The following is a 26,290-nucleotide window of genomic DNA, read 5'->3' on the forward strand; positions in this document are numbered from 1 at the left end:
TAAACATATGAAAATACTAATTGCCGATAAACTATCAGATAATGCCGTGAAGGCCCTTGAAAACATGGGAGCCTCGGTGAGGCTTGAACCCGACGCTGCAGCCGGGGATCTCCCCCAACTCATGAACGATGCGGAGATACTCATCGTTCGATCCACAAAGGTGAACAAAGCCGCCATGGATGCGGCAAGCAGCCTGAGCCTCATCATCCGGGCCGGTGCAGGAGTGAACACCATTGACCTGGAATACGCGTCCGCACTTGGAATCCATGTGGCCAACTGCCCCGGCAAAAATGCCGATGCCGTTGCAGAGCTCACAATAGGACATATGATCGCCCTGGACCGCAATATTGTGGACAACAGCATTGATCTCCGCAATGGAGTATGGAACAAAAAGGGCTACAGCAAAGCCCGGGGGCTGAAAGGCCGAACCCTGGGAATTCTGGGTCTGGGCTCCATCGGAACCAAGGTGGCCGCAGTTGCCCAGGTGATGGGAATGAATGTTCAGGCGTGGTCCCGGAGCCTTACCGAACAGAAGGCAAAGACCATGGGCCTGGGATTCTGCCCCACCCCCATGGATCTGGCACGGAGTTCGGATATCGTCAGCATTCATCTTGCAGCCAGTAATGACACCCGGCATCTCGTGGACCGCAGTTTTCTGGAAGCCATGAAAGAATCGGCGTTTCTGATCAATACATCCAGGGGTGAAATCGTGGACAGTGCGGCTCTTATGGAAATATGCAGCTCTAAATCTCTCAAAATAGCCCTGGATGTGTATGAAGATGAACCTGGGGCTTCGGAAAAAACGTTTCCACACACAGAACTTGCACAGCTTATTACCGGAACCCATCATATCGGCGCTTCCACCCAACAGGCGGCTGACGCCATAGCCGATGAAGTGGTAAAGATTGTAGAAAGCTACCGCAGCTCTGGAAAACCCCTGCACCCTGTGAATGCCAGAGACAAGAGCACCGCCCAGTTCAATCTGGTGGTGCGCCACTTTAACAAGGTGGGCGTTCTGGCCGCGGTGCTTGATGCCCTGCGCAACGCCGATATCAATATAGAAGAGATGGAAAATTCCATTTTCTCCGGGGGCGAAGCCGCAGTGTGTACCCTGAAGCTGGATGACCGTCCCTCGGATGTGATTTTGAATGAAATATCTTCCATGGATAATATCATCAAGGCTTCACTGAAATAATGAATCTGGAAGACTATTTTGCCCGATTCCGGAAAAAGACCATCGGATGGAATCATACAATCAACACCCCCATGGGAACTCGGCCGCTGATTTACGCCGACTGGATTGCCAGCGGCAGACTATATGAGGATATTGAAGATACGATCAGGAATCAGATAGGTCCCATGGTTGCCAACACCCACAGCGAAGCCAGCGCAACCGGGAAGGCCATGACCCGGGCGTATCACCTTGCCGGAGATATCATCAAAAACCATGTGAACGCCGGCCCTGAAGATATTCTCATATCTGCAGGAAGCGGCATGACCGCAGTGGTGAATAAACTGCAGCGCATGCTTGGTCTCCGCCGCCCTCCACAGAGCAAGGAAGGCGTGGATTTCAGCCGGGGCCTGCCCAGAGTCAAACCTTCCAAGCGCTGCGATACGGTGGTATTTATCACTCACATGGAGCATCACTCCAACCACATCAGCTGGCTGGAAAGCTGTGCCGAAGTAGTGGTTCTGGAGCCGGATGACAGCCTGCAGGTAAACCCCGAAGAACTTGAGCGGAAGCTGAAAGAGTATGAAGATACCGCCCTGAAGATCGGCAGTTTCAGCGCAGCAAGCAACGTGACCGGATTCATTCCTCCCTATCGTGAACTTGCCCGGATTATGCACCGCCACGGAGGATACGCATTTGTGGATTTTGCCGCCTCGGCACCCTACGTGGAGATAGACATGCATCCGGAACATGATCAATGGGGATACCTGGACGGGATCTTTTTCTCACCCCACAAGTTTCTTGGAGGGCCCGGCAGTTCAGGTGTGCTGGTTTTTAACCGAAAGCTGTATCACAACCGGATACCTGATAATCCCGGGGGGGGAACGGTAAACTGGACCAATCGCTGGGGAGAACGAAGCTATGTTACAGATATTGAAGCCCGGGAGGACGGAGGTACGCCCCCCTTTCTCCAGACCATGCGCACTGCCCTGGCAATCAGACTGAAGGAGCAGATGGGGGTGAAAAACATCGCAGCCAGGGAGAAGGAGCTTCTCCAACAGGCGGTGGAGGGGCTGTCCCGGGTTCCGGGGCTTCAGTTCCTGGGGGCCGACGGAGAATTTCCCCGGAATGAGCAACTGGCCGTTCTCTCGTTTTTTATCAGAGATATTCATCACAATCTCATTGTCGCCCTGCTGAATGACCGCTTCGGCATTCAGGTGCGGGGCGGCTGTTCATGTGCAGGCACATACGGCCACTGGCTGCTTCATGTCAGCAGGGAGGACTCTCTGCGGATCACCCGGGAAATAGAACGGGGGGATCTCAGCGAAAAACCCGGATGGGTGAGAATCAGCCTTCATCCCTCTATGAGCAATGGTGAGCTGGATGCAATCATTCACGGGGTGCATCAGATCGCCTCAAAAGCAGGTGAATGGGAAAAGGATTACCGCTTCAACCCCAAAAGCGGCGAGTTTGACTATGTACCCCGGGAAAACGTCAATTCCCCGTCCGGGGGAGGGGCTGAAAATGCGGGGGATTATGATTCATCCGGCAGCAATGAATCCTCGTGGTTTGACCTCTGATTCCACCCGATGAAACTCATGTTTCAGTGAACCGATGAATTAGCGCCCTGGAGAAAAACAGGGCAATAAAACCCTCATGAAGGACCCTGCAACCCGTTTTGCAGGCTCATGCACCCGCTATCCGGTTTTATACCATCCCGACGGGCTATCCCGGAGGAGGCTATCCCGGAGGGGCAAGAACCCCCAGCCTTGAGGCGGACCACCATTCAAAGAGTCTGAGCATGATTGAGTACAGTCCGCTCCAGAGCACCAGGGCGATCACTGCCTGGAGCATCAGTGCGGGAAACGGCCGGATCTTCCGGGTCTTGGGAGCTTCACTCCCTTGGGTGTTCAGGGTCTCACCGGAGCGCAGGGCATCCTTCCAGGCGTTTTTCCGACGCCTACCCAGAGGAAGCAGATACAGCAGGGCAAGAACCAGCCCTATAATCGTACCCGGGAAGCCGCCGGGGGCGTAGAGCAGCATAATAGGCGTGCTGACAACCTGTCTGAACTGGAATATCAGGGGCGCAAGCTTCCAGCCCAGCAAAAAGATCATCAGCGCATTACCCATCAGGCCCAGCAGCGCCGTGCTGCTGCGAATATGAAGAAGCCGTTCCAGGGTATCAATTTTGCCGGCGGTCTCGAGAAGGGAAAAGGAGAGCACGCCGGAAAGTACCAGAAGAATTATCTGTTCCAGGGAATTGACGAAAAAATGGATCATGGGAGTAATATTAACAATTTTGAATATAAAGTAAAGAGCGAGGGGCTCAGCTTGCCCCCCGTCGGCAACACTGATAGAGTGTGAAGCATGATGAACTGGTCGGAATTCGGAAAAAAACTCACCTCCCGCAGCGGTATCCTGGAACTCATGGATGATCTGGGCAAGGCCATGCAGTCCAGCGGTGAAAAGTACATGCTGGGCGGGGGCAATCCCGGGAACATCCCTGAGATGAACCGGGTCTGGCGCAGAAGAATGCAGGAAATTCTTGCCAACGGCGATGAATTTGAACGGGGACTGGGCAACTACGACACCCCCCAGGGCAAAGGCAGCTATCTGAATAATATCGCAGATATGCTCCGGGGAGAGTACGGCTGGGATCTCGGCCCTGAGAATATTGCCGTCACAAACGGAAGCCAGTCCGCCTTTTTCATGCTGTTCAATCTGCTCTCCGGTGAACTTGACAGCAGCAGGGGCGAAGGTGCGGGAACCATCCCCCACAGCCGCAGCGCCGGAGAACCCGCAGATGCCGCCGCTTCACCGCCCGGCGGACGGGCTACCCGTCAGATTCTTCTTCCCCTCATGCCCGAATACATCGGCTATGCCGATCAGGGTATCGGCCATGAACACTTCCGGGCCTACAAGCCGGAAATTGAAATAATAGACGATAATTATTTCAAATATCATGTGGATTTCGACAGCGTTGTTCTGGGGCCCAACGATGCGGCGGTTTGCGTATCCCGTCCCACCAATCCCACGGGAAATGTATTAAGCGATGAAGAGGTGAACCGGCTGGATCAGCTGGCCAGGGATCATGATGTTCCTCTGCTTCTGGATAACGCATACGGTACGCCGTTTCCCAACATGATTTTCACCGACGCCCGGCCCATCTGGAATGAGAATATCGTTCTGGGTATGAGTCTCTCCAAAATCGGGCTGCCTTCCACCCGCACAGGAATAATCATTGCCCGGGAGGAGATCGTTCAGGCAATATCTGCGGTCAACGCCATCATGAGCCTGGCGAATAATACTCTGGGTCAGATGATCACCGGTCCGCTCATAGAATCCGGGGAGATCCTGAAGCTGAGCAACGAAGTGGTACGCCCCTTCTACCGGGATAAATCCATGAGAGCCCAGGAAGCTGTACTGAGACACATGAAGGGGCTGCCCTGCCGTATTCACCTGAGTGAGGGTGCGCTCTTTCTCTGGCTCTGGTTTGATCATCCTGATATTGATACTGCAGTCCTCTATGAGAGACTGAAAGCCCGGCAGGTAATAATCGTACCGGGCAAATACTTCTTTTACGGAATCGACGAAGAGTGGGAGCACAGGAATCAATGTATCAGAATCAATTTTGCCCAGAGCGATGATGTTGTGGATGAAGGGATACGGAGGATCGCCGAAGAGGTTCGGGAGATGATCGATGCCTGAAAAGCCCGGGTGAATACTGGGTTCAACCTGCGGAACCATCGGCCGAGCGAATTTCCCGGATCAATTCCCCCGGCTCCCTTTCCCGATTAACTTCCCGGATTAAGCTCCGGGAGGTAGTTGCCGGATTCGTTCAGTCCGGCAGGCGGATGCTGCGCTTCCCGGGATCCCGTGCAGGCCGGTAGATAGTGAGTATGTTTCCGATTATGCTCACACTCTCGGCGTTCAGGCTGTTGCAGAGTTCGTCTGCTATTTCCCGTTTGGCTTCTTTATAATCCTGAAATTTCACTTTTATAAGCTCATGGGACTCAATCGCTTCTTCTGCCGCTTTCAGCACCTGTTCGTTTAAACCGTTTTGACCGATCATCACCACCGGTTTCAGACTATGCGCAGCCTTCTTCAGGAAATTTCTTTGTGCATTATTCAATTCATTCCATCCTTTATGCCGCCGCACTATACTGATATTATGGTACTTCGTCTATACCGGGAGCTGCCCGGCGACACATTCACAAAACAGAGGCCGGCTCATCCCAATTGAATACGGGAGAACAAACATGCTTGAACTTGAATCACCCTTCGACCTTCTCCAATCCAGATCCATGGCGGTGCCCGACAGGGAACATGCGGGAGCATTGGAGGAAATCAGACTGGCTCACTCCCCCATCCCCCGTCCGGGACATGCTTTGGTGAAAATTCACCGGGCAGGTGTGGCATTTGGTGATATTATCAGATCCACCGATTCTATCCTCAGAATCAGGGAATTCCCATGGACACCGGGCTACGATATTTCCGGTGAAATTATCAGTTTCACTCCCGCGGATCATGATGACCGGTTCCCGAAGGAATTCCGCACTACTCTTGAAAAGACCCTGAAGCCGGGAACCCCGGTGGCCGCCTTCTGCACAGAGGGAGGGTACTCCCAATATGTTGAACTGCCGCTTGAACTTCTGGTGCCGATCCCCGGTGATCTCAGCTACGACGACTCCTGTGCTTTGGTGCTGAACTACCTTACCGCCTGGCAGATGATGTTCAGAGTGGCGAAACTCCCCCGGCTGCAGCTTGAAGGCAGGCAGCAGCCTGCAGTATTTGTACAGTCGGCTGCAGGCGGTGTGGGTACGGCAGTTCTGCAGTTGGCCCAGGCCTTCAATATTCGGGCATACGGAACCGCATCTCCGGAAAAACACGATCTTGTGCACAAACTTGGTGGAATTCCCCTGGATTACCGGGATAAGGATCTTGTATCCCGAATACTTCAGGAAGAGCCGGGCGGATTGGATGCGGTCTTTGAAACCCGGGGATTTGACAGTGCAGTAACAAGCCGGAAGCTGTTGAAACCCAAGGGGAGGATCGTGCTCTTCGGATTTCTTGAGCACCATTCCAACATGGACATATACCGAAGACTTCGCTTCGTCCTCAAGGGGGCGAGATTCTTCCTCCCCCTACAAAATGGCCGTTCGTCCCTCTACCTGATAAATCCCGGAAGGAATATTGTTCATTATCGGGAAGATCTGGAACGCCTGCTTCACCTGGGAAATGACGGCATTCTGCAGCCGGTAATATCCGCCGTATTACCCCTTGAGGATGCGGAAGAGGGCTGGAATCTGATGAAGGAACGAAAAAGCCGGGGAAAAATTCTTCTGGATCCGTTTTACTCTGAAAATTCCTGAACGCCCTTCAATTATTATTTGTCCCAAACCTGACTTTCATGATATTATAATAGATATATGCAGGTCACCTTCTGAATTCTTCCTATATTTGAAGGTGCCTGCTGCAGCATAAATCTAATACGTGGTGGTGTGTTTCATGAGTAAAAATATTACCCAGACCTTTGCAGAAGTGGCGGAAAGACTTCCCTCCCAACCGGTGCAGTACAGCAAGGATGAAACGGGAGAGTTTCAACCGGTAAGCTTTTCACAGCTCTACTCTGAAGTTGAAAAAATGGCTGCCGGACTTGCATCCATGGGTATCGGCCGAAATGACCTTGTAGGTCTCATTTCCGAAAACAGAAAGGAATGGCTGGTGGCGGATCTTGCGGTTCTCAGCCTTGGCGCCGCTGACGTTCCCCGGGGTAATGACTCCATGCCCGAGGAAATTGCGTTTATTCTGGGCTTTACCGAAGTCAGTACAACCTTCGCAGAAAATGCAGCACAGGTGGAAAAGCTCATTTCCATCCAGAAAGATATGCCGGAACTGAAGCGGATTATCGTTCTTGATCAGGACTTTCAGCTGAAGGAGCTGAAATCCAAGGCTGCCGACAGAAAATCACTGGAAATACTGAAATATCATGAAGTGATCCAGGCGGGAGAGAAATTTCTTCAGAACGATCCGGACTATGTGAAAAAGGAAGTTGAGAAAGGCAGCAGGGAAGATCTGGCCACAATCATTTTCACATCGGGCACAACCGGTGAGCCCAAGGGTGTGCAGCTCTCCCATGCCAACTATATGGCCCAGGTGGATCTTATCGATACGAAAATCCGCATCGGTGCGGGTGATATTTGGCTTGCGGTGCTTCCGGTCTGGCATTCATTTGAACGGGTGATGCAGTATATTGCGGTGCTTTACGGTTGCTCCCTTGCCTACTCCAAGCCCGTGGGCAAAATTATGCTGGAAGACTTCCAGAAGGTGAATCCCACCTGGATGGCGTCGGTACCCCGCATCTGGGAGGCCGTCAGACTGGGGGTTATTAAAAGCGTAAATGCAGGCAGCAAGGTGAAAAAGTCCCTCTTCTTCTTTTTCCTGGGAGTGGGAAAACTTTACCGATATTTTCATAACATGGTTTTCAGCAGACTGCCCAGCTTCAAGCGGCGATCCCGGATACTGGACGCCCTGATCGGCTTCATCCCCATGATCTTTTTTCTCCCGGGTTATCTGTTGGGTAACCTTCTTGTATTCAAAAAAATCAAAGCAAAGCTTGGAACCCGATTTGTTGCCGGTATCTCCGGCGGCGGCGCCCTCCCCAGCGGAGTGGACAAGTTCTTTTCCGCCGTGGGAATTCTTCTGCTTGAAGGATACGGTCTCACCGAGACCGCGCCGGTTGTTTCGGTGCGGACCCAATGGCATCCGGTCACCGGATCCATCGGCACCAAACTTGAATGCTGCGAGATCCAGGTCCGGGACGAAGCGGGCAATGTCCTCAAACCCGGGAAAAAAGGCATTCTCTATGTGAAGGGCCTGAATGTGATGAAAGGGTACTACAAGCGGGATGAGTTTACCCGGAAGGCAATCGATGAAGAAGGCTGGTTCAACACCGGCGATCTGGCCATGATTGCACACCGGGGAGAGATCCGCATTCTGGGACGTGCCAAAGATACCATCGTTCTGCTGGGGGGAGAAAATGTTGAACCCTTGCCCATGGAAGATAAGATGCGGGAAAGCATGTATATTTCACAGGTTGTAGCCCTTGGGCAGGATCAGAAATTTCTGGGAGCCCTGATTGTCCCCGACGAAGAGAATATCCGCCAATGGGCCAAAGAACAGGGACTGCAGGTGGGAGATTACGGCAAGTTTATTAAAGGTCCCGAAGTGCACGACCTGATTAAGTCGGAGCTGGCAGAAGCGGTGAGCACCAAAAACGGATTTAAAACCTGGGAACGGATCGCACGCTTTGGAATTATTCCCGGTCCCTTTGAAGTTGGTAAGGAGCTGTCCGGAAAACAGGAAATCAAGCGTCATGTGATCTACGAAATGTACAACAAGGAAATTAACAGGATCTTTGCCTGAGCAACATTCGCCGAATTATTGATAATCGGTGAAAAAAGCTTTAATCAGCAGGCGCAGCAGAAGCTGAGCAGGCCGGTGAATTTTACCGATATTCACAGAATTTAAGCGCAAAGACGGGGCTGTCCGGGGAGTAAACCCAGGCAGCCCCGATTATTTTTAAACCGCAGATACCCGCTGATCTTCGCAGACTTCGCGGATTGATCTCATCAGGATTTGCCGGAGAAATTTTCCGGAGTCGGTCCGGCTGCCAACGGCGAAATTAGCCCTTTTTCAGACGGTTAATCAGGGCGTTTACAAGGTAGGCCATACCGTAGGTGTCGGTGTCACAATACGATTCAACCTCCCGGTAGAACCGCCGGGGATCTTCTCTTACATATCGGGCATAGGGATCCCAGCTTTCGGGCACCGGCAGTTCCGGATGCATAAGATAGTAGTAGCCGATAAACGCATCGCTTCCGCTTGACACCTTATCGTCTTCATACCCGTGGCGGGTGAGTACCGGAAGCACGGTCTTGAGGCTGATTTTGCCGCCCTGATCGGGGTGGTACACGCTGAACTCGGCAAAGGGCTTCTGCAGATCCACCAGTCGGTGAATAATCTGTTCAAGCCCCTTCCTTCGGGTATCCAGAAGGGAGGCCAGACGCCGGAGCACCGCCTTCTCAAAATGTATGCCGTAGACCAGAATTGAACCCTCTGAACCCAGATCACGAATCAGGGCATCGGCCAGTTCACCTCTTCGATCTTCACCGGGTTCAATAAGATATGAGCCCACCTTCTCCGGACTACCTGGAGAGAAACCGGATTCACTCCGGGATCCGGGATTATCCATTCGATATGCAGAGTACAAAAAAGGTACATGCTCCCACATCCCCACTCCGTTCCAGCGGGGAAGTGCCTCCAGATAGCATTCAAAATCCAGGAAGTAGAGAGGCCATTTCAGCCCGTCAAGGAAGTTTTGAAGGGCCTCGGTTTTCACCTGCTCCTGGCCCTGGAGTTCCGCCTGATGCTGAATCCAATGATAGGGTTTAATTTTCTGTTTCAAAGGCGGTTTCACAAGGTGGAGGTCTTTCACCCGGGTTATCCCCTGTGCTCTCAGCTTTGATGCAAGCCCCCCGGACCTGTGTAATCGGGAAATATCGCCGGGACCCGGAAGGGGATTTTCGGAGCCGCAAAACGGGCAGGAGCTACTTCTGCAGCCCGGAATGGATTCGATCCTGTAGGGGGGTGAGCCCAGTGCGGCTTCAATCCGCTGCACCTCCGCAGCAATATCCGCCTTCATGAACTTATGCCCTTTCTTCTGGCGCTGGATACTGAATATTTCACTGCTGTTCCGGGGGTAATCCTTGTTGAGGTAGAGAACGTTCACGTCATCCACCTGATACCCTGCAGCGGTGAGCCCCTGGGACAGCCAGGCTGCTTCCCGGACATAGCCGTCCTTCACCTTGGATGCGGCCTTCAAAAGAGTGATGCTCAGGCCGCCGTATGCCCCCCGTTGAATCAGATCCAAAAAGAGAATACGGCCCCGGGAAATCATTACTCCGTTAAGTATTCCCGGCTCAGTTGATTCGGAAAATTCCGGTGAATCCGGTGTTCCGTGTAATGCTTCGGTATGTGGGGAGGCTCCCCATTGTGAGAGTAACTCCAGAGTTGCCGATTCCAGTTCCTGAATGCCGTGTCCCTGCTTGCTGCCCCCGCTCCCGGAACCGCCTGATTCCCGGGCGGTTGCATCAAGCAGATCCTGGTATGGACCGGGATACACTTCAACAATTCCAGGATAACGTTCCCGGAGGATTTTCCGGAACTCATTGAGAACCCGGGTTTTTTCAAGGAATTGATGAGTGGATCCGGCACCTGAAGGTTTTTCAATGTACGTGCCGGGGGACGCCTGGAGCCAGTAGCTGCCGGGAAATTCTTCAGCTCTTCTGGTGAGTCTCTCCGCCAGCTGCCGCGGACAGCGCCAGCCGGTGAAAAGATCATCTATGCACCGAATCCCGGGATAGGTATCTGATGACATCAGAACTCAGGCGAAAATCAATTCATGAGTGTCGGTGGCGATCTGAAGCTCCTCGTTGGTGGGAACTACAAGGATTGTCACAGGGGAATAATCTGCAGAAATAATTCCCAGGCCGGGGCCGTTATTGCGGTTCTTCTCTATATCGATAATTATGCCCAGGTTTTCCAGCCTTCGGCAGATCCGTTCCCGTACATCAATATCGTACTGGCCCACTCCGCCGGTGAACACCAGAAGGTCCACCTTCACCAGCTCGGCCATGTATGCCCCGATGTAGCGCCGGACCCTGTGGGCGAACACCTCAAGGGTTTCCTCGGCATTCTTGTCGCCGTTTTCTACGGCTTTCTGAATATCCCGGAAATCATTGGAAATGCCCGAGAGTCCGTAGACACCGCTCTTTTTGTTCAGCAGAGTGTTTACTTCCTCAGGGGTATATCCCCGTTCAAGCAGGTAAAAAATGATCGCAGGATCAATGTCGCCGCTTCGGGTACCCATTACCAGCCCTTCAAGAGGGGTGAAGCCCATGGAAGTATCCACAGATTTCCCGCCGCCGATGGCAGTAATAGAAGCACCGTTGCCGAGATGGCAGCTGATCACATTGGTGTTTTCCACAGATCTCTTCACATGCTCCACTGCAACACGGTTCACATAGCGGTGGCTGGTACCATGAAAACCGTAACGCCTGATTTTAAACCGATCGTAGAGTTCTCGGGGAAGGCCGTACATGTATGCGGAAGGCTGAATACTCTGATGAAACGCAGTATCAAAAACCGCCACCTGCTTTACCCCGGGGAACAGCTTAATTGACTCCTGAATACCTGTGAGATTGGCGGGGTTATGGAGAGGGGCCAGCTCGATGTTATTCTCAATTGCGGCAATCACATCATCATCGATAATCACCGATTCCGAGTAGCTTTCTCCCCCGTGGACCACTCTGTGTCCCACACCGCTGATGCGGGAAAGATCCTGAATCAAACCCTTTTCCGGATCGGTGAGAGCCTTTTGAACCAGGGACATGGCCACACCATGATCCGGTATTTCCTGCTCAAGATAGTACTCCCTGTCCGATGGATCTTCCTGGGTAATCATGCCCGTACCCATACCGATCCGCTCAACCGTACCTTTTCCCAGACTGGTTCCAGCTGGCATCTCATATACTTCATATTTTAATGATGAGCTGCCGCAGTTAATCACAAGAATGGCCTGTCCGTCCAAAACGACCTCCGAATTTTCGTCCCATTTTGTACAAGTATGTCAATTTCGAAATCAGATTTCTGAAATATCCTCAAGTATAAGACATTTAAATATTTTTCTATCGGGCCTGATACAGTTTTTCTGCAGCAGACGTTCACAGGAAGGGGAACATGCCCGGCTGTTGGCAGAAAGCAACGGGGCATGGTATTTCCTGTGGGACAACCCGAAACTCTGACGCCTCCGGATTATCCAATGGCAGATTGTAGCATTGCCCTTTTATTATGTACAGACAGATATTACATTTACACTCATGCCTGCACACATTAGTCACAGTATACTGACAGAAGATCTTTTAGTGAACCACCTCTCACTTTTCTCCGGCAAGGAACTCCACGGAGATTCCGAACGTTCGTCAGCATTGGTGAACGGAGCTCAGGGGCCGGATATCTTTTATCATAATCAACGCACCATGCCGTCGGGGCTCCTGATCGGATCCCTGCTTCACCGCAGGGGCTACGGTTCGGTAAGCGCCGCCATGCTTGAGTATCTGCTCCTTGAAGAATGTTCACCCCTCAGCCCGGAGGCCATATACCTCTACGGTTTCATCAGTCACGGGGTCATGGACAGAATCATGCATCCCTATATCAACTATTTTTCCGGCTGGATTAATGATGATGATAACAGCAGGATGTACCGGGACTGCCACCCCTTTTTCGAACGGATTATCGACACTGCCCTGGCGGTTTCCGTCCCATCCTCCTACGGCGCAGATGATATGATGTGGAGCATCCGGGGCAACCGGCCCCGTCATTACAGCGGGAACATGTTCTCCGCAATGTTCGATCGGGGGGAGACCATGCACCCGGGCATTCACCGGATGCTGTCCCACGGCCTCCGGTCCGTGTTTTCCCGGTTGAGAAATGACGGCAAACTTGAGACCAGAATTCAGAACGCATACGCAGACAGCCGGGGCTTCTACCGTTTCTGCGAGGAGGCCAAAGCAACCCCGGAAGCTTCTGCGCCGCAAGCCTCGGTACCACAAACCTCTGTACCGGAAACCTCTGGGACCGAACCCGGCGGAACCGTCAGCTTGTCAAAACGGGGTAGTGCAGATGCACCGGCTGAAGGAAAACATGGCTGGGAAGATCCCGGAGCGTCCCGTCGCTGGAAGGCATTGAGCCATCCTGACCGGCTGCCCGACGGACCTGACTACGCCAATCTGAACCGGAGCACCTGGTACGATCCCTGCGACGGCGAAAAGCCCCGACGGGAGGGGCTTGGGGAACTCTACGCCCGGTCTCTACGGGAAGCCGCTGGTGTACTGGGTCCAATTATCAGCATCCTCCAGGGGGCCGATCCCCCGGATCACTACCCCGGGGTACCTGACAGCGTGGGAGATCACGGATTGCGCAGTTCTCTGAGCGGGGAAACGCCCTGCACCATGGTTCACATGGATCCACTCCCTCTCTACAAAATGCTGGAGCCGGGAGAAGATCTGCCCGGAAGCCCCGAAGATGTAGAAACACTCTTTGCTCCGTTGAGAAAACGTATTCGATAAAAAGAGATCCGGGCCTCTTCTTCAGCCGGATTAATGATGGCGGTGAAACAGGTCGTTGATGTGATCTCCCAGGGTATTCAGACTGTACACTGCCAGAGCCAGGGCAATACCCGGAGGGAATGCAAGCCAGGGAGCGGAAATCAGGTAATCCCGGGCGTTATCAAGCATAATTCCCCAACTGGATCCCGGGGGCTGTATGCCGATACCCAGAAAACTGAGGCTTGCCTCGATGGTGATGGCCGCAGCGAAGAGACTGGTGAGCTGAACCAGCAGAGGGGGGAAAACCTGGGGGAGGATGGCGGTGAAAAAGATTTCAGGGCCGGGTGTGTTCACCAGAATTTCAGCTTCAACAAAATCCTGTCCGGAAGCTCTCTTCAGTTCGGCCCTCATCAGCCGGGCTATGAGGGGGGAGAATACAATGCCCATAGCCAGCATCACTTGAACAAGTCCGTATCCGAAAACCGCAACGATTGCCACGGCCATGAGAATCGTCGGCATGGCAAGCAGGCCGTCCATCAGCAGCATGAACAGGGAATCCATCCAGCGCGGACCATAGGATGCAAGAATGCCGACTGTAGCTCCGATTATCAGTGCAATTCCCGTGCTTACCAATCCGACGATAAACGCAGAACGTCCGCCGTACATCAGTCTGGAAAGGACATCCCTTCCCAGACTGTCGGTTCCCAGCAGAAATCCCTGGGTGAAGGGTTTCTGAAACCGCGCATCCAGGTGCTGCTGGTAGGGAGGATGGGGTGCCAGAACGGGGGCCAGCAGGGCAATCAATACCAGGAGGATCAGGGTTACGGCCGCGAATGCCAAAATACCAGGCTGTCTCACCCTTCTTCGAAACTGCCTCTGGAATGACGATCTCTGAAGATACCCCGGTTTGATCATAGGCTGCCTGGTTACTCCTCCCTGCCTTACTCGCCGCTTCCGCTGGATATTCGGCGGAAATCGAAGGTATCAAGATTCGGAGTCATCCTGAATCCTGATATATCGCTGCTGTAGGCAATGCGGCGCAGAGAACTTCCCACAAAAACAAAGGGAACCTGTTCGGCGAAAATACGTTGGACCTGAGTATAAATCTCCTGTCTGCGGGAGAACTCCAGCGTCCGGCGCCCCTCTGTGATCAGTTCCTCCAGGAGTTCATTGGGGTAGCGTACATACATGTTGCCCGAACCGTAGCCTATGAAGCGTCCGTCGGGATCCAGCTTCCCGGTATGACCGATAACTGTGAGGTCGTAGTTGGCATTTCCGTACACGTCGGAGATCCAGGTGGGCCAGTCCACCATGCGGATCCGGGCCTGGATGCCCGCTTCTCTCAGCATCTCCTGGTACAGCTCGCCGGCGGTCACATGGGGTGCGAAGTTCTGGGGAAGAACCAGGTCGAAAACCCTGTCTTCACTGTAGCCCGCTTCCCTGGCAAGCTCCGCCGCTCTTTCCGGATCATAGGGATACATACCGGTAAAGTCCGCATAGAAGGGATTGGAAGCATCGTTAAAGGTTCCCACGGGAGTTCCCCCGCCGTAGGCCACATCCAGGGCTGTCTGTTTATCGATGGCATGATTCAGGGCACGGCGCATTTCCACCTCGCCGAGAATATCCCTGCTGGTGTTGATGGACATCACCATAACCAGAGAAGTGGTGTCGGTTTCCACAATAATATCGTCCCGGGACTGGAGCACCGGAACGTCCTCTTCACTGACGATGTAGAGGATATCCACCTGACCGCTCATCAGAGCCTGGGTTTGTACGGAAGGTTCGGGAATAATCTGGAGGCTCACCTTTTCAACCTCAATTTCATCCTCCATCCAGTAGTCGCCGTTTTTATTCAGCGTAATGCGCTCATCGGCAACCCACTGTTCCAGGGAAAAGGGGCCGGTTCCAACCGGTTCTCTGGCAAAATTATGCCCGGACTCGATCTTTTCCGATGGCAGAATGGCGGACCAGCCGCTTGCGAGAGTATAAAGCAGCGGTGCATTGGGTTCGGAGAGGATCAGCCGCAGGGTGAAATCATCCACGATCTGAACATCCTCAATTACCGAGTACTCCCCTGCACTGGGAGATGCAAAATCCGGGGAGAGCAGACGCTCAATGGATGCCGCAGCATCCCGGGCATCAAAGCCGCTTCCATCATGGAAGCTGACATCACGGCGCAGCTGAAAGGTAATTTCCTTCTGAGAATCCGAAACCGACCATGACCGGGCCAGAGCGGGAACGAGCTCCCCGTCATCATCCGGTTCAAGGAGGGTATCGTATAAACTTTTCGTCACCTGAAATGTAAGGGTTTCGGTGGTTGCGTGGGGATCCAGAGTAGACGGATTTCCCGACAGGGCCAGACTTACCTCAAGGGGCGCTTCTTCGCCTCCGCCTTGGCAGGAAACGGCCAGTATCAATGAAAAAACAAGAATACCCAGCAGCCCTACACTCTGAGAGTAAATGCTTTTTGGTAATGTATGACGACTCATCGGATTCCTCCTTCAGGATATGAATGAATCAAGCCAGTTTTGCTTCTTCAGGCCGGCTTCAAGCAGGGTTCTGGTGAACTCCTCCCGGGGATGTTGTACAATCTCCTCCACCGGACCGGATTCAAGAATTCTGGAATTGTGAATAATTGCCATACGGTCGCTTATATACTCGGCAATGTCAAGATCATGGGTAATAAACACATAGCTCAAACCGTACTCCTCCTTGAGCTCCAGGAGCGTATTCAGAAGACGTGCCTGAATGGAAACATCCAGGCTGGAGACCGGTTCATCAAAAATGATGAGCCTGGCTTCCATGGCCAGAGCCCGGGCTATGAGAACTCTCTGGCGCTGACCTCCGCTGAGCTCACCGGGATATCGTTTCAGGAACGCCGGACTCAGGCCGCAAAGCTCCATCAGCTCCTCCTTGGCGGTTTGAATATTATCCCTCGCAGTTTGCATACTGTTCCCCCGCCCCGAAGTACGCCGGAGAATGGGATCCAGCAATTGGTCAACCCGCCTCCAGGGGTTCAGGCTGTTCTGGGTAGCCTGGGGCACCAGCTGGATTTTCCGGTAGAGATCTCTTGAACTGATTGTTGTGTCGGGCCCCAGAGGATTCCCCTGAATCTGCCGGGAGTGCTGCTCCGGGGCTCCCCGCTGGATGGTACCCCAGATACTGTCGATCCGGCCGGACTGAATCTTTTCACGCTGGAGAATACATCGTGCCAGGGTGGTCTTCCCGGATCCTGACTCACCGATGATGCTCAACACTTCCCCGGGGTAAAGATCCAGATCGATATCCTTCAGAGCATACAGGGACTGTGCGCCCATGCCTCCGTATCCTCCGCTTTTATACTGCTTGGTGAGGCCCCGAATCCGCAGCAGCGGGGAATCCGCCCCGGTTCCGTTTGTCTTTCTATTCTTTTTATTCATTAAATTGCTCCCCTGCCCCTGGAGCTCCGCTGTTTTTCCGGGTGGAATCCTTCTCCCCGTTACCTTTTTCAGGGTAGGGAAAATGGCAGCGTACCGCCCCGCCGGTATCGGGAATCAGCTGGGGGAGCACTTCCCGGCATGTCTGTTGTGCACGGGGACAGCGGGGATGAAACGGACAACCGGGGGGAGGATCTGCAGGAGAGACCGCTTCCCCGGGAATAATTCGCAAGGGCCGCCCCCTGTCCCGAAGTGCAGGATGACTCTCCATCAGCATTCTGCTGTAGGGATGTCTGGGCATGGAAAAAAAATCCCTGCTGTTGCGATATTCAACGGTATACCCTGCATAGAGCACTGCCACGTGGGAGGCAATCCGCTCTACGGTTTTCAAATCATGGGAAATATAGACGACTGTTTTCCCCATATTTCCTGCAATATCATGAAACAGGTCAAGGATCCGGGCCGCTGTGCGGCTGTCCAGAGCGGTAATGGCCTCATCGGCGATGAGAACATCATTTTCCCCTGCAACAACACAGGCGATGACCAGGCGCTGCTGCATTCCGCCGGACAGTTCATGGGGAAAGGAGCGGAAAAACCGACGATCGGTGGGCAAATCCACCCTGCCGAGGATTTCCTGGGCCCGTTCAATTCTCTGCAGACGTGAATCTCTGCCTGTGAAGCCGGAAGCATAGCGAAGAACCTCGGTAAGATGCTGCCCGACCCGAAGACCGGGATTGAGGACCTTCTTGGGATCCTGGAAGATCATGGCAAATTTAGGGGATGTTTCACTGTCAGCTCCGTTGGTGCCGGGAGCCAGGTGGCGGCCGTTATACAGAACGTCACCACGCACTGTGAAATTACCGCCTCCGGGAAGCAGACCTGATATACCGCGCATGCTCATGGTCTTTCCCGAACCGCTTTCACCCACAATTGCGGTCACCTGTGCAGAGGGGATATTGAGGGTTATATCGTGAAGGACCGGGATTTCTCCGGAAGGGTGATGTGCTGACATTTCAAGCCCGTGAATTTCCAGATCCGAATATCTATTTCGGGCTGTATTGCTCATCTAACCTCCCCGGCATCCGTGTGGCCCGGTGTTGTACACAGCGGCCTTTCCGCTCATGCTGCAGCAACTAAATCCTGCTCCGGGGATCCGCCAGTATCACCAGAAAATCCGCCGCAAAATTCACCACCGAAAAAATTACCGCAAACATAATAACAGTTCCCTGGATGAGAGGGAAATCCCTCATTTGAATTGCCTGTAGCAGGAGACGACCGGTGCCCCCCATACCAAACACCTGTTCGATAATAATGGCGCCGCCAAGGAGATAGCCGAACTGGATTGCCGCCGGAATGGCAATGGGAATCATCGCATTGGGCAGGATATGGCGGAACAGCAGACGGCGCCTGGGTACTTCAAGCTGGGAAAGAAACTGCACATAGTCCCGGGAAAACTCCCGCAATACGGATGTTCGCACCAGTCTGGCCAGGAAAGCCGCCCGGCCCAGTCCCAATGCCAGGGCCGGCAGAATAAAATGCAGCAGGCTGGAGGATCCGAAGAGGGGAAACACCGGGATATAGACTCCGAAGAATAAGAGAAGAACAATTCCCAGCCAAAACTCGGGTATGGCCAGAAGAATATGAGAACTGCCCATGATCACGTGATCCGTGGGCTTCCGTCGGTTTGAAGCGCTGATAATACCTGCAGGAACGGCAATCATCAGGGCAATCAGCATGCCCAACACGGCAATTCCCAGGGTCACCGGCAGCCGTTCAGCCAGCAGTGTGATCACCGGCGTATCAGACTGATAGGACGATCCGAAATCACCGCTGAAGCTGCCCCCTATCCACTGGAGGTACTGAACAATCAGGGGCTGATCCAGCCCGAGACGGGTTCTGATCTGCTCGAGCACCTGAGCATTCTTTGCCCCCTCCACACCTGCGATAATCCGGGCAGGGTCGCCGGGTATTACCCGGAGAAGGAAAAATACTGCGGTGCTTGCGATAAAGATGGTAAGTATGAGTCGGGAGAAGCGTCGAAGGACGACTTTCAGGATAGTCACTGCATTCAGCAGAATTCAGTCAATCAGGTAGCAGCAGCTACTGATTGAGACTGTTTACTATACGTTCCAGTACTTTTGCCCGGTCCAGGGGCTTCACAATATAATTTTTAGCTCCCTTCATCAGACTGTTTTTTACAAGATCGTTTTTTCCAAGAGCGGAAATCATCACAACCACTGCTTCCTTATCAAATTCAATGATCTTCTCCAGGGAAGTAACACCATCCATTTTGGGCATGGTGATATCCATTGTGACAAGATCGATTTCAGGGTGCAATTCCTTGTATTTCTCCAGCCCTTCCTCACCGTCACCTGCAGTGGCAACTACGTCGAAACCGGCCGATGTAAGAATCTGATTCAACTGTTTTGCGATGAACATCGAGTCATCGACGATCAGTACTTTGTAAGGGGTCCCATCGGGCTTCAGTCCTTCGGGGTCTTTTTCATTGATGCTGGGAAAATCACCTTTACTTCTCATTGAAACTCCTCGATCCGTCCTCCTTATTAATGTAACCGATTTTATCTATTTTTGCCAGACACTTAGGAGAGATTTCCCGTCATAAAGATGCAAGCAGACATACATTTCCGGAACCCGGATCCGTAAGGAAATTCCTTCAGGATTCACTCCGGGCTGAATTGCTGCTTCCACCGGCTGAGGGTAGACTGGGATACATCCAGCAGTTTCGCAGCCCGGCTCTGATTCCCCCCTGCACGTTCAAGAGCCTGTTCGTACAGAAACTCCTCTGCATCCTTCATATTGGGCATTTTATCCTTTCTGAGAAGCATGCCCCCGGGCCCCCGGGCATACTGTTCATCGTCCATAAGTTCCGATAATTCAGAGGAACCGTCACCGTCTTCCCCTGCCCTGTTCAGCAGAATATAATTTCGGATTACAGAGATATCCAGGGAACCAGGGGCGCTGGCAGTTACCATGTCATACATTAAGCCCTGCAGCTCCCGGACATTTCCGGGAAACGGGTAGGTCTTCAACATGGCGTAGAGTTCCGGCGGCGCCTTTACCTCCGGCCGGCCCATTTTTTCAAGAGCCTCTGCAAGAAAGGCATCCAGCAGCAAAGGGATATCATCAGTTCTGTCCCGCAGCGGCGGCAGTTCGATATGATGGGCGATCAGCCGGTAATACAGGTCTCTGCGAAAATCGCCTGATTCCTGCCGGGATTTCAGATTCGCATTTGTGGCGGCCACAATCCTTGCCCGGCAGGGAACCGGTGTATCCGATCCCAGGGGGAAGAATTCACCCTCCTGAAGCAGGCGAAGCAGTTTAATCTGGCTGTTCATACCCAGATCACCGATCTCATCCAGGAATAACGTGCCTTTTCCGGCCTGTTCAATCAAACCTTTCCGCCCGTCCCCTCCTTCCGCTGCATCCGGGTTGTGATGCCCGAAGAGGGAATCGCTGAATACCGCATCATCCAGGCCGGATACATTAATTGCCACGAAATCCCCCCCGGAATTTGCAAGTTCATGGAAGGCCCGGGCTATCAGTTCTTTGCCCGTACCGCTCTCTCCGGTTATCAGCAGGGGTTTCGGACTCGGGATGATCGCCTCCATATACGCGAATATTTTTTTCATTTTCGGGCTGCGGGTGAGGATTTCCGAAAAAGCCCCGGGGTGGGAGAGTTCCCGGTCGGGACGCTCTGTTGAGAGGATATTCACTTCCTCTTTGAGTTCCCGAATGGTAAATGCATGCTCAACCGCAGTGAGCAGTCTCTCGGGATCCAGCGGTTTGGTAATAAAATCGAAGGCTCCAATCTTCATACACTCAACTGCAGTTTCCACCTTATCCTGGGCGGTGAGAATAATAACCGCTATATCAGGATGTTCCTCGTTGATTTTCAAAAGGAGATCATAGCCGTCCATCACCGGCATCATCAGGTCGCTGATCACCAGCTCGATGTCATGTTCCCGAATCAGACCGGCCGCATTCCGGCTGTCTTCACAGGGTATAACCCGATCATAGCCGTGTTCCCTGAGAATCATGGAGTACAATTCCACACTGGTATGTTCGTCATCAACAACGAGAATATTCCGGGTCATAGTCACAGAATATTCAGAGTTTTGAAATAATTCAACTTAAACTTGCGCATCGCCTCTGAGCTTAGTAGGTTAAGCAGATGAATATTCCCCCGTTTCAGGCACGAATTGAAGACTTTCCTCCGGAAGGTCAAAAGGACAGCGGATCAAGTATTGTATATTGGATGCAGTCGGCCCAGAGATTCGAAGATAACATGGCGTTGAATTATGCGGCGGCGGAAGCAGAGCGTAATAATCTTCCGTTCCATATCATTTTCTGTCTGGATACATCCTACCCCGATGCCTCTGCCCGGCATTTCTGGTTCATGATCCAGGGCCTGCAGGAAATTGCTGCAGAGTGCCGAAAAACCTCTGTGAATTTCAGTGTTCTCCCCGGAAGTCCCCCGGAGGTTTTTTCCAGAGAGGACCTGCACCGGCATCTGGGCGGAATCCGGCTTCTGGTCACCGAACGGTCCTATCTGCGGCACCTCAGGCTCTGGAGGAAGGATGTTGCCGCCCAGATTAACTCCAGGGGCGGCCGATTTATCCAGCTGGATTCTGAGGTGCTGGTTCCCCACAATCTGGTGAGTTCCAAAAAGGAGTATGCCGCCGCAACCATCAGAAAGAAAATAACCTCCCAGTGGCTGCCCTATCTCCGGGGTGAACGGCATGAGCGGCAGTTTTATATGGGGCCCGTATCCGGGTATCTTTCAGAAACACGGGAAAAAACAGAATCAGAGATTCCCCTCAGTCTGAACAATGAGGAATTGATACAGCTCACTTCCTATGATGATTTTACCGCCCTTCTTACACGCCGGGGCATGCACGCTCCCTCACCGGTTCCGGCTCCGGTGGATACGTTCAGAGGAGGAAGCAATGCCGCCCATGAAAGGCTTGAACGTTTTCTCAACGAAGATTTTCCCCGCTACGGGGAAATCCGGAATGATCCTGGAAACCCTGTTCAAAGCGATCTCAGCCCGTATCTGCATTTCGGAATGATATCAGTACTGCGAATCGCATGGAGTACGGTGGAAGCAGCTGAGGATTTGCGTCAGTACCCCAAACGGAATTCCGAGGCAGTGCCGGATGAAAGTCTGGAAGCCTTCCTGGAAGAACTGATCGTGAGAAGGGAACTGGCCAAAAATTTTGTACGCTTTGAATCCAGATATGACAGCTATGAGGGAATCCCTGAATGGGCGGCTAAAAGCCTTGAAGAGCATGCCGGAGATCCCCGGGAGCATCTGTACAGTCTCAAGGAACTGGAGGAAGGGCGCACCTACGATCCCTACTGGAACGCATGCCAGTTGGAGATGGTAAAAACCGGCAAAATGCATGGCTACATGCGGATGTATTGGGGGAAAAAAGTTTTGGAATGGAGCAAGTCCCCCAGAGAAGCCTTTGAGCATCTGCTGTACCTGAATAACCGTTGGGAGCTGGACGGCCGGGACGAAAACGGATACACAGGAGTATCGTGGTGTTTCGGCACCCATGACCGGGGCTGGAAGGAGAGGCCGATTTTCGGCAAAATACGGTATATGAACGACAAGGGTCTGGAACGGAAATTCGACATCAAAAGCTATGCCCAAAAATGGCTGGATTAACTCCGCCCTTCCGACTCCTCCCCGGTTGCTTCAAACACCTCTGTCAGCAGGGCGCCTGAAGCCCCGGGGATTCAGGTACTATGCAGGAAAATCAGATCATCACACGCTGATGTCCGTGCCACATTTCATCCCGTAGCGCTCTTACTCTTTCGTCTTTCAAATACTCTTCGAAGGGCATCATCCGGTCTATAACACCCGAGGGAGTGAACTCGATAATTCTGTTTGCAATTGAAGAAATAAACTGATGGTCATGGGAATTGAAAATAATCACCTCCTCAAAGGCTGCCAGGCCGTTATTGAGGCTGGTAATTGATTCCAAATCCAGATGGTTTGTGGGCTCATTAAACATCAGAACATTGGCGCCGCTGAGCATCATTTTGCTCAGCATGCAGCGCACCTTTTCGCCTCCGGAAAGTACATTTACCGGCTTCAGTGCGTCCTCACCGGAAAATAGCATCCGCCCGAGAAAGCCCCGGACATATGCTTCATCCTGATCGGGACTGTATTGCTGGAGCCATTCAAAAATGCTCTCGTTCCCGGTGAAATAGCTGCCGTTATCTTTGGGAAAATAACTGTTGGTGATAGTACTTCCCCATTCCACCGAGCCTGAATCCGGCTCAACCACTCCCGCCAGAAGATCAAAGAACATGCTTTTATGCTGATTCAGAGGCCCTACCAGGGCAACCTTGTCCCCCCGATGAATGGAAATGTCCAGATTGCTGATTTCATTATCCCCGTCAATCTTCCGGCTCAATCCTCTGGCGTGCACCACTTCTTTCCCGCATTCCCGCTCCGCTTTGAAGGCAACGTATGGAAAGCGGCGGCTGGTTGCAGGAAGATCGTCAAGATTCAGCTTCTCCAGCATCTTCTTCCGGCTGGTGGCCTGCTTTGCCTTGCTTGCATTTGAACTGAATCGCTGAATAAAATCCTTCAGCTCCGCAGCCTTGTCTTCTGCCCGCCGTTTCTCATCCTTTTTCTGCTTTGCTACCAGCTGACTTGCCTGATACCAGAAATCATAGTTACCCACATACATCCGGATATGGCTGAAATCAATATCGCAAATGTGGGTACACACCTGGTTCAGGAAATGTCTGTCATGGCTCACAACGATAACGGCGTTTTCAAATTTGCTGAGGAAATCTTCGAGCCAGTTGATGGATTCAAGGTCCAGATGGTTGGTGGGCTCATCCAGCAGAAGCACGTCAGGATTGCCGAACAGGGCCTGAGCAAGCAGCACCCGTACTTTGGTGGGGCCGTCAAGATCCTTCATATCGCTGAAATGGAGATCCGTATCAATTCCCAGACCGGACAAAAGGATTCCCGCTTCGGATTCGGCTTCATATCCGCCCATTTCACCGAAAACTCCTTCAAGTTCGGCTACCCTCATCCCTTCATCCTCGGTCATATCCGCCTTGGAGTAGAGTTCCTCCCGTTCAATCATTACATCATAGAGGGGCCGGTTTCCCATGATCACCGTATTAATCACCGAATATTCATCATAGGCAAACTGGTCCTGTTTCAACACGGAGATTCGTGCTTTTTTATCGACACTCAGCTCGCCGCTGTAGTTTTCTATTTCACCGCTGAGGATTTTCAGAAATGTGGATTTACCTGCACCGTTGGCCCCGATCACCCCGTAGCAGTTGCCGGGGGTGAACTTAAGATTCACTTCCTTGAAAAGAGGCTTGGTTCCAAAACTCAATGAAAGGTCAGATACTTGTATCAATTGTTTCTCCAGATTTTTTATTTTTCCCGTGAACTGCAGTTTTGCCCTGCCGGGAGATTACTGCGGAGGATGCTATCGGCATCTGTATAAGCTATTGCATGAAAAGGGATTGTTACCGCCCCTCTTTGTAGATGAACTGGAGAGGAATGTCAATATGAGGAAATTCTCCGGGGAAGGATGCAGATTTTTATAGCTGACAAATTGCCTAAACATTACAAAACCAGTATATTTTTCATATGTTATTCAAGAAAAAAGAGTCGAAAAACGAACCGATTATTGAAACCAAACAGGCACTACTGGATGTAGACGGCGCAACCTGTACAAGCTGTGTGTACACCATCGAACATGTGGGCAGAAAGATGAAGGGTGTGAAAGAATGCTACGTGGACAGAAACACATCACAAATTCAGCTTGAATATGACGGTGAACAGTCCACCCTTGACGATATTATTCAGCTGGTGGACAAGATCGGGTACACCGCAGTAGTCAACCAGGCGGATTTATCCAGTCTGGACAATGACCAATAAGTCCCCTTCCGTTGTTCTCCGGCATCGATGACACACAGCTGCGGCTTTCACTGAAGCTGTGTTGCAAGACTCCCCGAATACGGCGGGATCTGCTCAACCGCTGATCCCGCTGATTTCATCCATATCCTCGGCGACTTCGCCCATATCCGCAGAAGAATTATGATCCGCATTACCGGCTGCATTGGTCTGGGCTTTGGCGGATGTCTTGATCTTTGCAACATAGTCGTTCAGACGGTCAAGGCGTACAGCAAGAAGCCGGGCCAAAAGAATCCCGTAATGGGGCTGGGCTTTGATTGAGTTCACAAAGCTGTTTTTGCTGATTTTGATCAATCTGGCCTCACCGTGGGCTCTGACAGTTGCCGAGCGGGTATCCGATAGAAGAAATGACATCTCTCCCAGAAATAAATCATCCTGGTTCAGCCGTGAAACCAGCGTCTCGTCCCGGTAAATATTCAGCTGTCCGGAAACGATGTAATACATAAAGTTGGAAGCTTCTCCCTCCCGGAATATCTCATCTCCATCCTGGAAGATCATTTCATCCTGATCCTGAAAGATGGACGGGATCATATTCACCGACTTTTTGTTATGCTCAACCTCAAAGCTTACTTCATTTCCCATATCATTGTAGCTGAGATTGTCGGTATAGATACCAGCCATCATAATGCCCCGGCCGTGAAGCGCCATTTCGTCATGTTTTCTGGACATATGACTGCGCCAGTCGAAGCCCTTCCCTTCATCCCTGATAATATATTTGGATCTCTCGGGAGTAATGGTGTAGGAAAAATGCACACGGCGGTTCTTCACCCGTTCGTCCAGATTTTTATTCCGGATCAATTCGATAATATCTCCATGATCCTCAAGCCAGGCGGATTTCTCATTATAGCTGATGCTGCAGTTTCCGTGTTCCACGGCATTCATCAGCATCTCGAACAGCGCAACATGCAGCTTGTCTTTCAGCTCCAGATCGATATACCCGATATTGTATAAATAGTTGGGAATAAGGTTGGCATAGGTACCCACATTAAACGGATCGTTATCCATGGTGAGGGATCCCGAAATGGATTTCATAAGATATTTCTGCAGATCTCGTTGAAAAAGAATCTGACGGTTCTGTACAAGAATTTTCAGAACCCGGAAAAACCCTTTTACAAATTCAGACCGGGACATTGTGGCCACCACATTCAGACTGGGCGTAACCTCTGTCATTTGACGACGCTCGGCACCCCGATGAACAAGAATGATCCCTCCATAGTGAAGCCAGGGGTCTTTTTTGATGGTTTCAAGTACTTCGCCGTGATCAATATTTTCATCAGAATAATTTAAAACATTAATTTCCGGCAATTCATACTTGAGAAATTCTATAGCTTCCTGCATTTCGGAAAAGAAATGAGGTTCAAAATAGTTGTTAAACTTGCTGCAAATCTGTGAGATGCGGTCGTTCAATTCCTGGTCGGAACTGAGAACTGCCATTTTCTGCATATCGGCTCCTGCACATTTTTGAGACTTCTATCTTATCATAAGTGTCGGTTGAAACATAGGCGAACCTGACCGGAAAAGAGAGCTTCAGGGGGCGAAAATGAACGTGCAGTAC

General features: G+C 52.0%; 21 protein-coding genes. 8 read left to right on the forward strand and 13 right to left on the reverse strand.

Annotation, left to right across the window (positions count from 1 at the left end):
• Positions 1-7 precede the first annotated feature (7 nt).
• Complete coding sequence (locus L21SP2_RS11610) at positions 8-1,195, forward strand: NAD(P)-dependent oxidoreductase (protein ID WP_024268718.1); 1,188 nt, start codon at positions 8-10, stop codon at positions 1,193-1,195.
• Complete coding sequence (locus tag L21SP2_RS11615) at positions 1,195-2,751, forward strand: aminotransferase class V-fold PLP-dependent enzyme (RefSeq protein WP_024268719.1); 1,557 nt, start codon at positions 1,195-1,197, stop codon at positions 2,749-2,751. The genes L21SP2_RS11610 and L21SP2_RS11615 overlap by 1 nt, the downstream gene beginning before the upstream one ends.
• Positions 2,752-2,911: 160 nt before the next feature.
• Here L21SP2_RS11615 and L21SP2_RS11620 read toward each other — a convergent pair whose 3' ends face one another.
• On the reverse strand, positions 2,912-3,451 hold the full coding sequence (locus tag L21SP2_RS11620; protein ID WP_024268720.1) for a hypothetical protein: 540 nt from the start codon (positions 3,449-3,451) through the stop codon (positions 2,912-2,914).
• Between the two features lie 87 nt (positions 3,452-3,538).
• Between L21SP2_RS11620 and L21SP2_RS11625 the strand changes: the two genes are divergently transcribed.
• A complete protein-coding gene (locus tag L21SP2_RS11625; RefSeq protein WP_024268721.1) occupies positions 3,539-4,879 on the forward strand; it encodes a pyridoxal phosphate-dependent aminotransferase in 1,341 nt (446 codons plus the stop codon).
• A gap of 130 nt (positions 4,880-5,009) precedes the next feature.
• Here the strand turns inward: L21SP2_RS11625 and yhbY are convergent, their stop codons facing one another.
• Positions 5,010-5,303, reverse strand: a complete 294-nt coding sequence (gene yhbY, locus L21SP2_RS11630) for a ribosome assembly RNA-binding protein YhbY (protein WP_024268722.1) — start codon at positions 5,301-5,303, stop codon at positions 5,010-5,012.
• Between the two features lie 127 nt (positions 5,304-5,430).
• Between yhbY and L21SP2_RS11635 the strand changes: the two genes are divergently transcribed.
• Together L21SP2_RS11635 and L21SP2_RS11640 are read left to right on the forward strand one after the other, a co-directional pair.
• On the forward strand, positions 5,431-6,543 hold the full coding sequence (locus tag L21SP2_RS11635) for a zinc-binding dehydrogenase (RefSeq protein WP_024268724.1): 1,113 nt from the start codon (positions 5,431-5,433) through the stop codon (positions 6,541-6,543).
• A 136-nt stretch (positions 6,544-6,679) separates the two neighbouring features.
• Positions 6,680-8,596 carry an AMP-dependent synthetase/ligase gene (locus L21SP2_RS11640; protein WP_024268725.1) on the forward strand — a complete coding sequence of 639 codons (1,917 nt, stop codon included), beginning with the start codon at positions 6,680-6,682 and terminating at the stop codon, positions 8,594-8,596.
• 259 nt (positions 8,597-8,855) lie between these two features.
• Here L21SP2_RS11640 and L21SP2_RS11645 read toward each other — a convergent pair whose 3' ends face one another.
• Together L21SP2_RS11645 and L21SP2_RS11650 are read right to left on the reverse strand one after the other, a co-directional pair.
• Complete coding sequence (locus L21SP2_RS11645) at positions 8,856-10,610, reverse strand: DUF2779 domain-containing protein (RefSeq protein ID WP_024268726.1); 1,755 nt, start codon at positions 10,608-10,610, stop codon at positions 8,856-8,858.
• 6 nt (positions 10,611-10,616) lie between these two features.
• Entirely contained in the window at positions 10,617-11,822 is a 1,206-nt protein-coding gene (locus tag L21SP2_RS11650; RefSeq protein WP_024268727.1) for an acetate/propionate family kinase, read from the reverse strand.
• Between the two features lie 334 nt (positions 11,823-12,156).
• Here L21SP2_RS11650 and L21SP2_RS11655 point away from each other — a divergent pair, with 334 nt between their 5' ends.
• A complete protein-coding gene (locus L21SP2_RS11655; protein ID WP_024268729.1) occupies positions 12,157-13,359 on the forward strand; it encodes a hypothetical protein in 1,203 nt (400 codons plus the stop codon).
• A 30-nt stretch (positions 13,360-13,389) separates the two neighbouring features.
• Here the strand turns inward: L21SP2_RS11655 and L21SP2_RS11660 are convergent, their stop codons facing one another.
• From L21SP2_RS11660 to L21SP2_RS11690, 7 genes are all read right to left on the reverse strand, one after another.
• Complete coding sequence (locus tag L21SP2_RS11660) at positions 13,390-14,253, reverse strand: ABC transporter permease (RefSeq protein ID WP_041401530.1); 864 nt, start codon at positions 14,251-14,253, stop codon at positions 13,390-13,392.
• A 26-nt stretch (positions 14,254-14,279) separates the two neighbouring features.
• Entirely contained in the window at positions 14,280-15,827 is a 1,548-nt protein-coding gene (locus L21SP2_RS11665; protein WP_024268731.1) for an ABC transporter substrate-binding protein, read from the reverse strand.
• 12 nt (positions 15,828-15,839) lie between these two features.
• The gene (locus tag L21SP2_RS11670) at positions 15,840-16,757 is read right to left on the reverse strand and encodes an ABC transporter ATP-binding protein (RefSeq protein ID WP_024268732.1); all 918 of its coding nucleotides are present in this window, start codon (positions 16,755-16,757) and stop codon (positions 15,840-15,842) included.
• A complete protein-coding gene (locus L21SP2_RS11675) occupies positions 16,750-17,820 on the reverse strand; it encodes an ABC transporter ATP-binding protein (protein WP_024268733.1) in 1,071 nt (356 codons plus the stop codon). Before L21SP2_RS11675 ends, L21SP2_RS11670 begins: the two co-directional genes overlap by 8 nt.
• Before the next feature lie 67 nt (positions 17,821-17,887).
• Complete coding sequence (locus tag L21SP2_RS11680; RefSeq protein ID WP_024268734.1) at positions 17,888-18,817, reverse strand: ABC transporter permease; 930 nt, start codon at positions 18,815-18,817, stop codon at positions 17,888-17,890.
• A gap of 37 nt (positions 18,818-18,854) precedes the next feature.
• A complete protein-coding gene (locus tag L21SP2_RS11685) occupies positions 18,855-19,292 on the reverse strand; it encodes a response regulator (protein WP_024268735.1) in 438 nt (145 codons plus the stop codon).
• A 143-nt stretch (positions 19,293-19,435) separates the two neighbouring features.
• Positions 19,436-20,869: a sigma-54-dependent transcriptional regulator gene (locus tag L21SP2_RS11690; protein WP_024268736.1), complete on the reverse strand. Its 1,434-nt coding sequence runs from the start codon at positions 20,867-20,869 to the stop codon at positions 19,436-19,438.
• A 77-nt stretch (positions 20,870-20,946) separates the two neighbouring features.
• Between L21SP2_RS11690 and L21SP2_RS11695 the strand changes: the two genes are divergently transcribed.
• Positions 20,947-22,446 carry a deoxyribodipyrimidine photo-lyase gene (locus L21SP2_RS11695; protein WP_024268737.1) on the forward strand — a complete coding sequence of 500 codons (1,500 nt, stop codon included), beginning with the start codon at positions 20,947-20,949 and terminating at the stop codon, positions 22,444-22,446.
• 91 nt (positions 22,447-22,537) lie between these two features.
• On the opposite strand, the gene L21SP2_RS11700 is transcribed toward L21SP2_RS11695, so the two are convergent.
• Entirely contained in the window at positions 22,538-24,172 is a 1,635-nt protein-coding gene (locus L21SP2_RS11700; protein ID WP_024268738.1) for an ABC-F family ATP-binding cassette domain-containing protein, read from the reverse strand.
• Positions 24,173-24,408: 236 nt separating this feature from the next.
• Between L21SP2_RS11700 and L21SP2_RS17385 the strand changes: the two genes are divergently transcribed.
• On the forward strand, positions 24,409-24,699 hold the full coding sequence (locus tag L21SP2_RS17385; protein ID WP_024268740.1) for a cation transporter: 291 nt from the start codon (positions 24,409-24,411) through the stop codon (positions 24,697-24,699).
• 93 nt (positions 24,700-24,792) lie between these two features.
• Here L21SP2_RS17385 and L21SP2_RS11710 read toward each other — a convergent pair whose 3' ends face one another.
• Complete coding sequence (locus L21SP2_RS11710) at positions 24,793-26,178, reverse strand: cyclic nucleotide-binding domain-containing protein (protein ID WP_024268741.1); 1,386 nt, start codon at positions 26,176-26,178, stop codon at positions 24,793-24,795.
• Between the last annotated feature and the right edge of the window lie 112 nt (positions 26,179-26,290).

The sequence above is a fragment of the Salinispira pacifica genome (assembly GCF_000507245.1).
Lineage (GTDB): Bacteria > Spirochaetota > Spirochaetia > DSM-27196 > Salinispiraceae > Salinispira > Salinispira pacifica.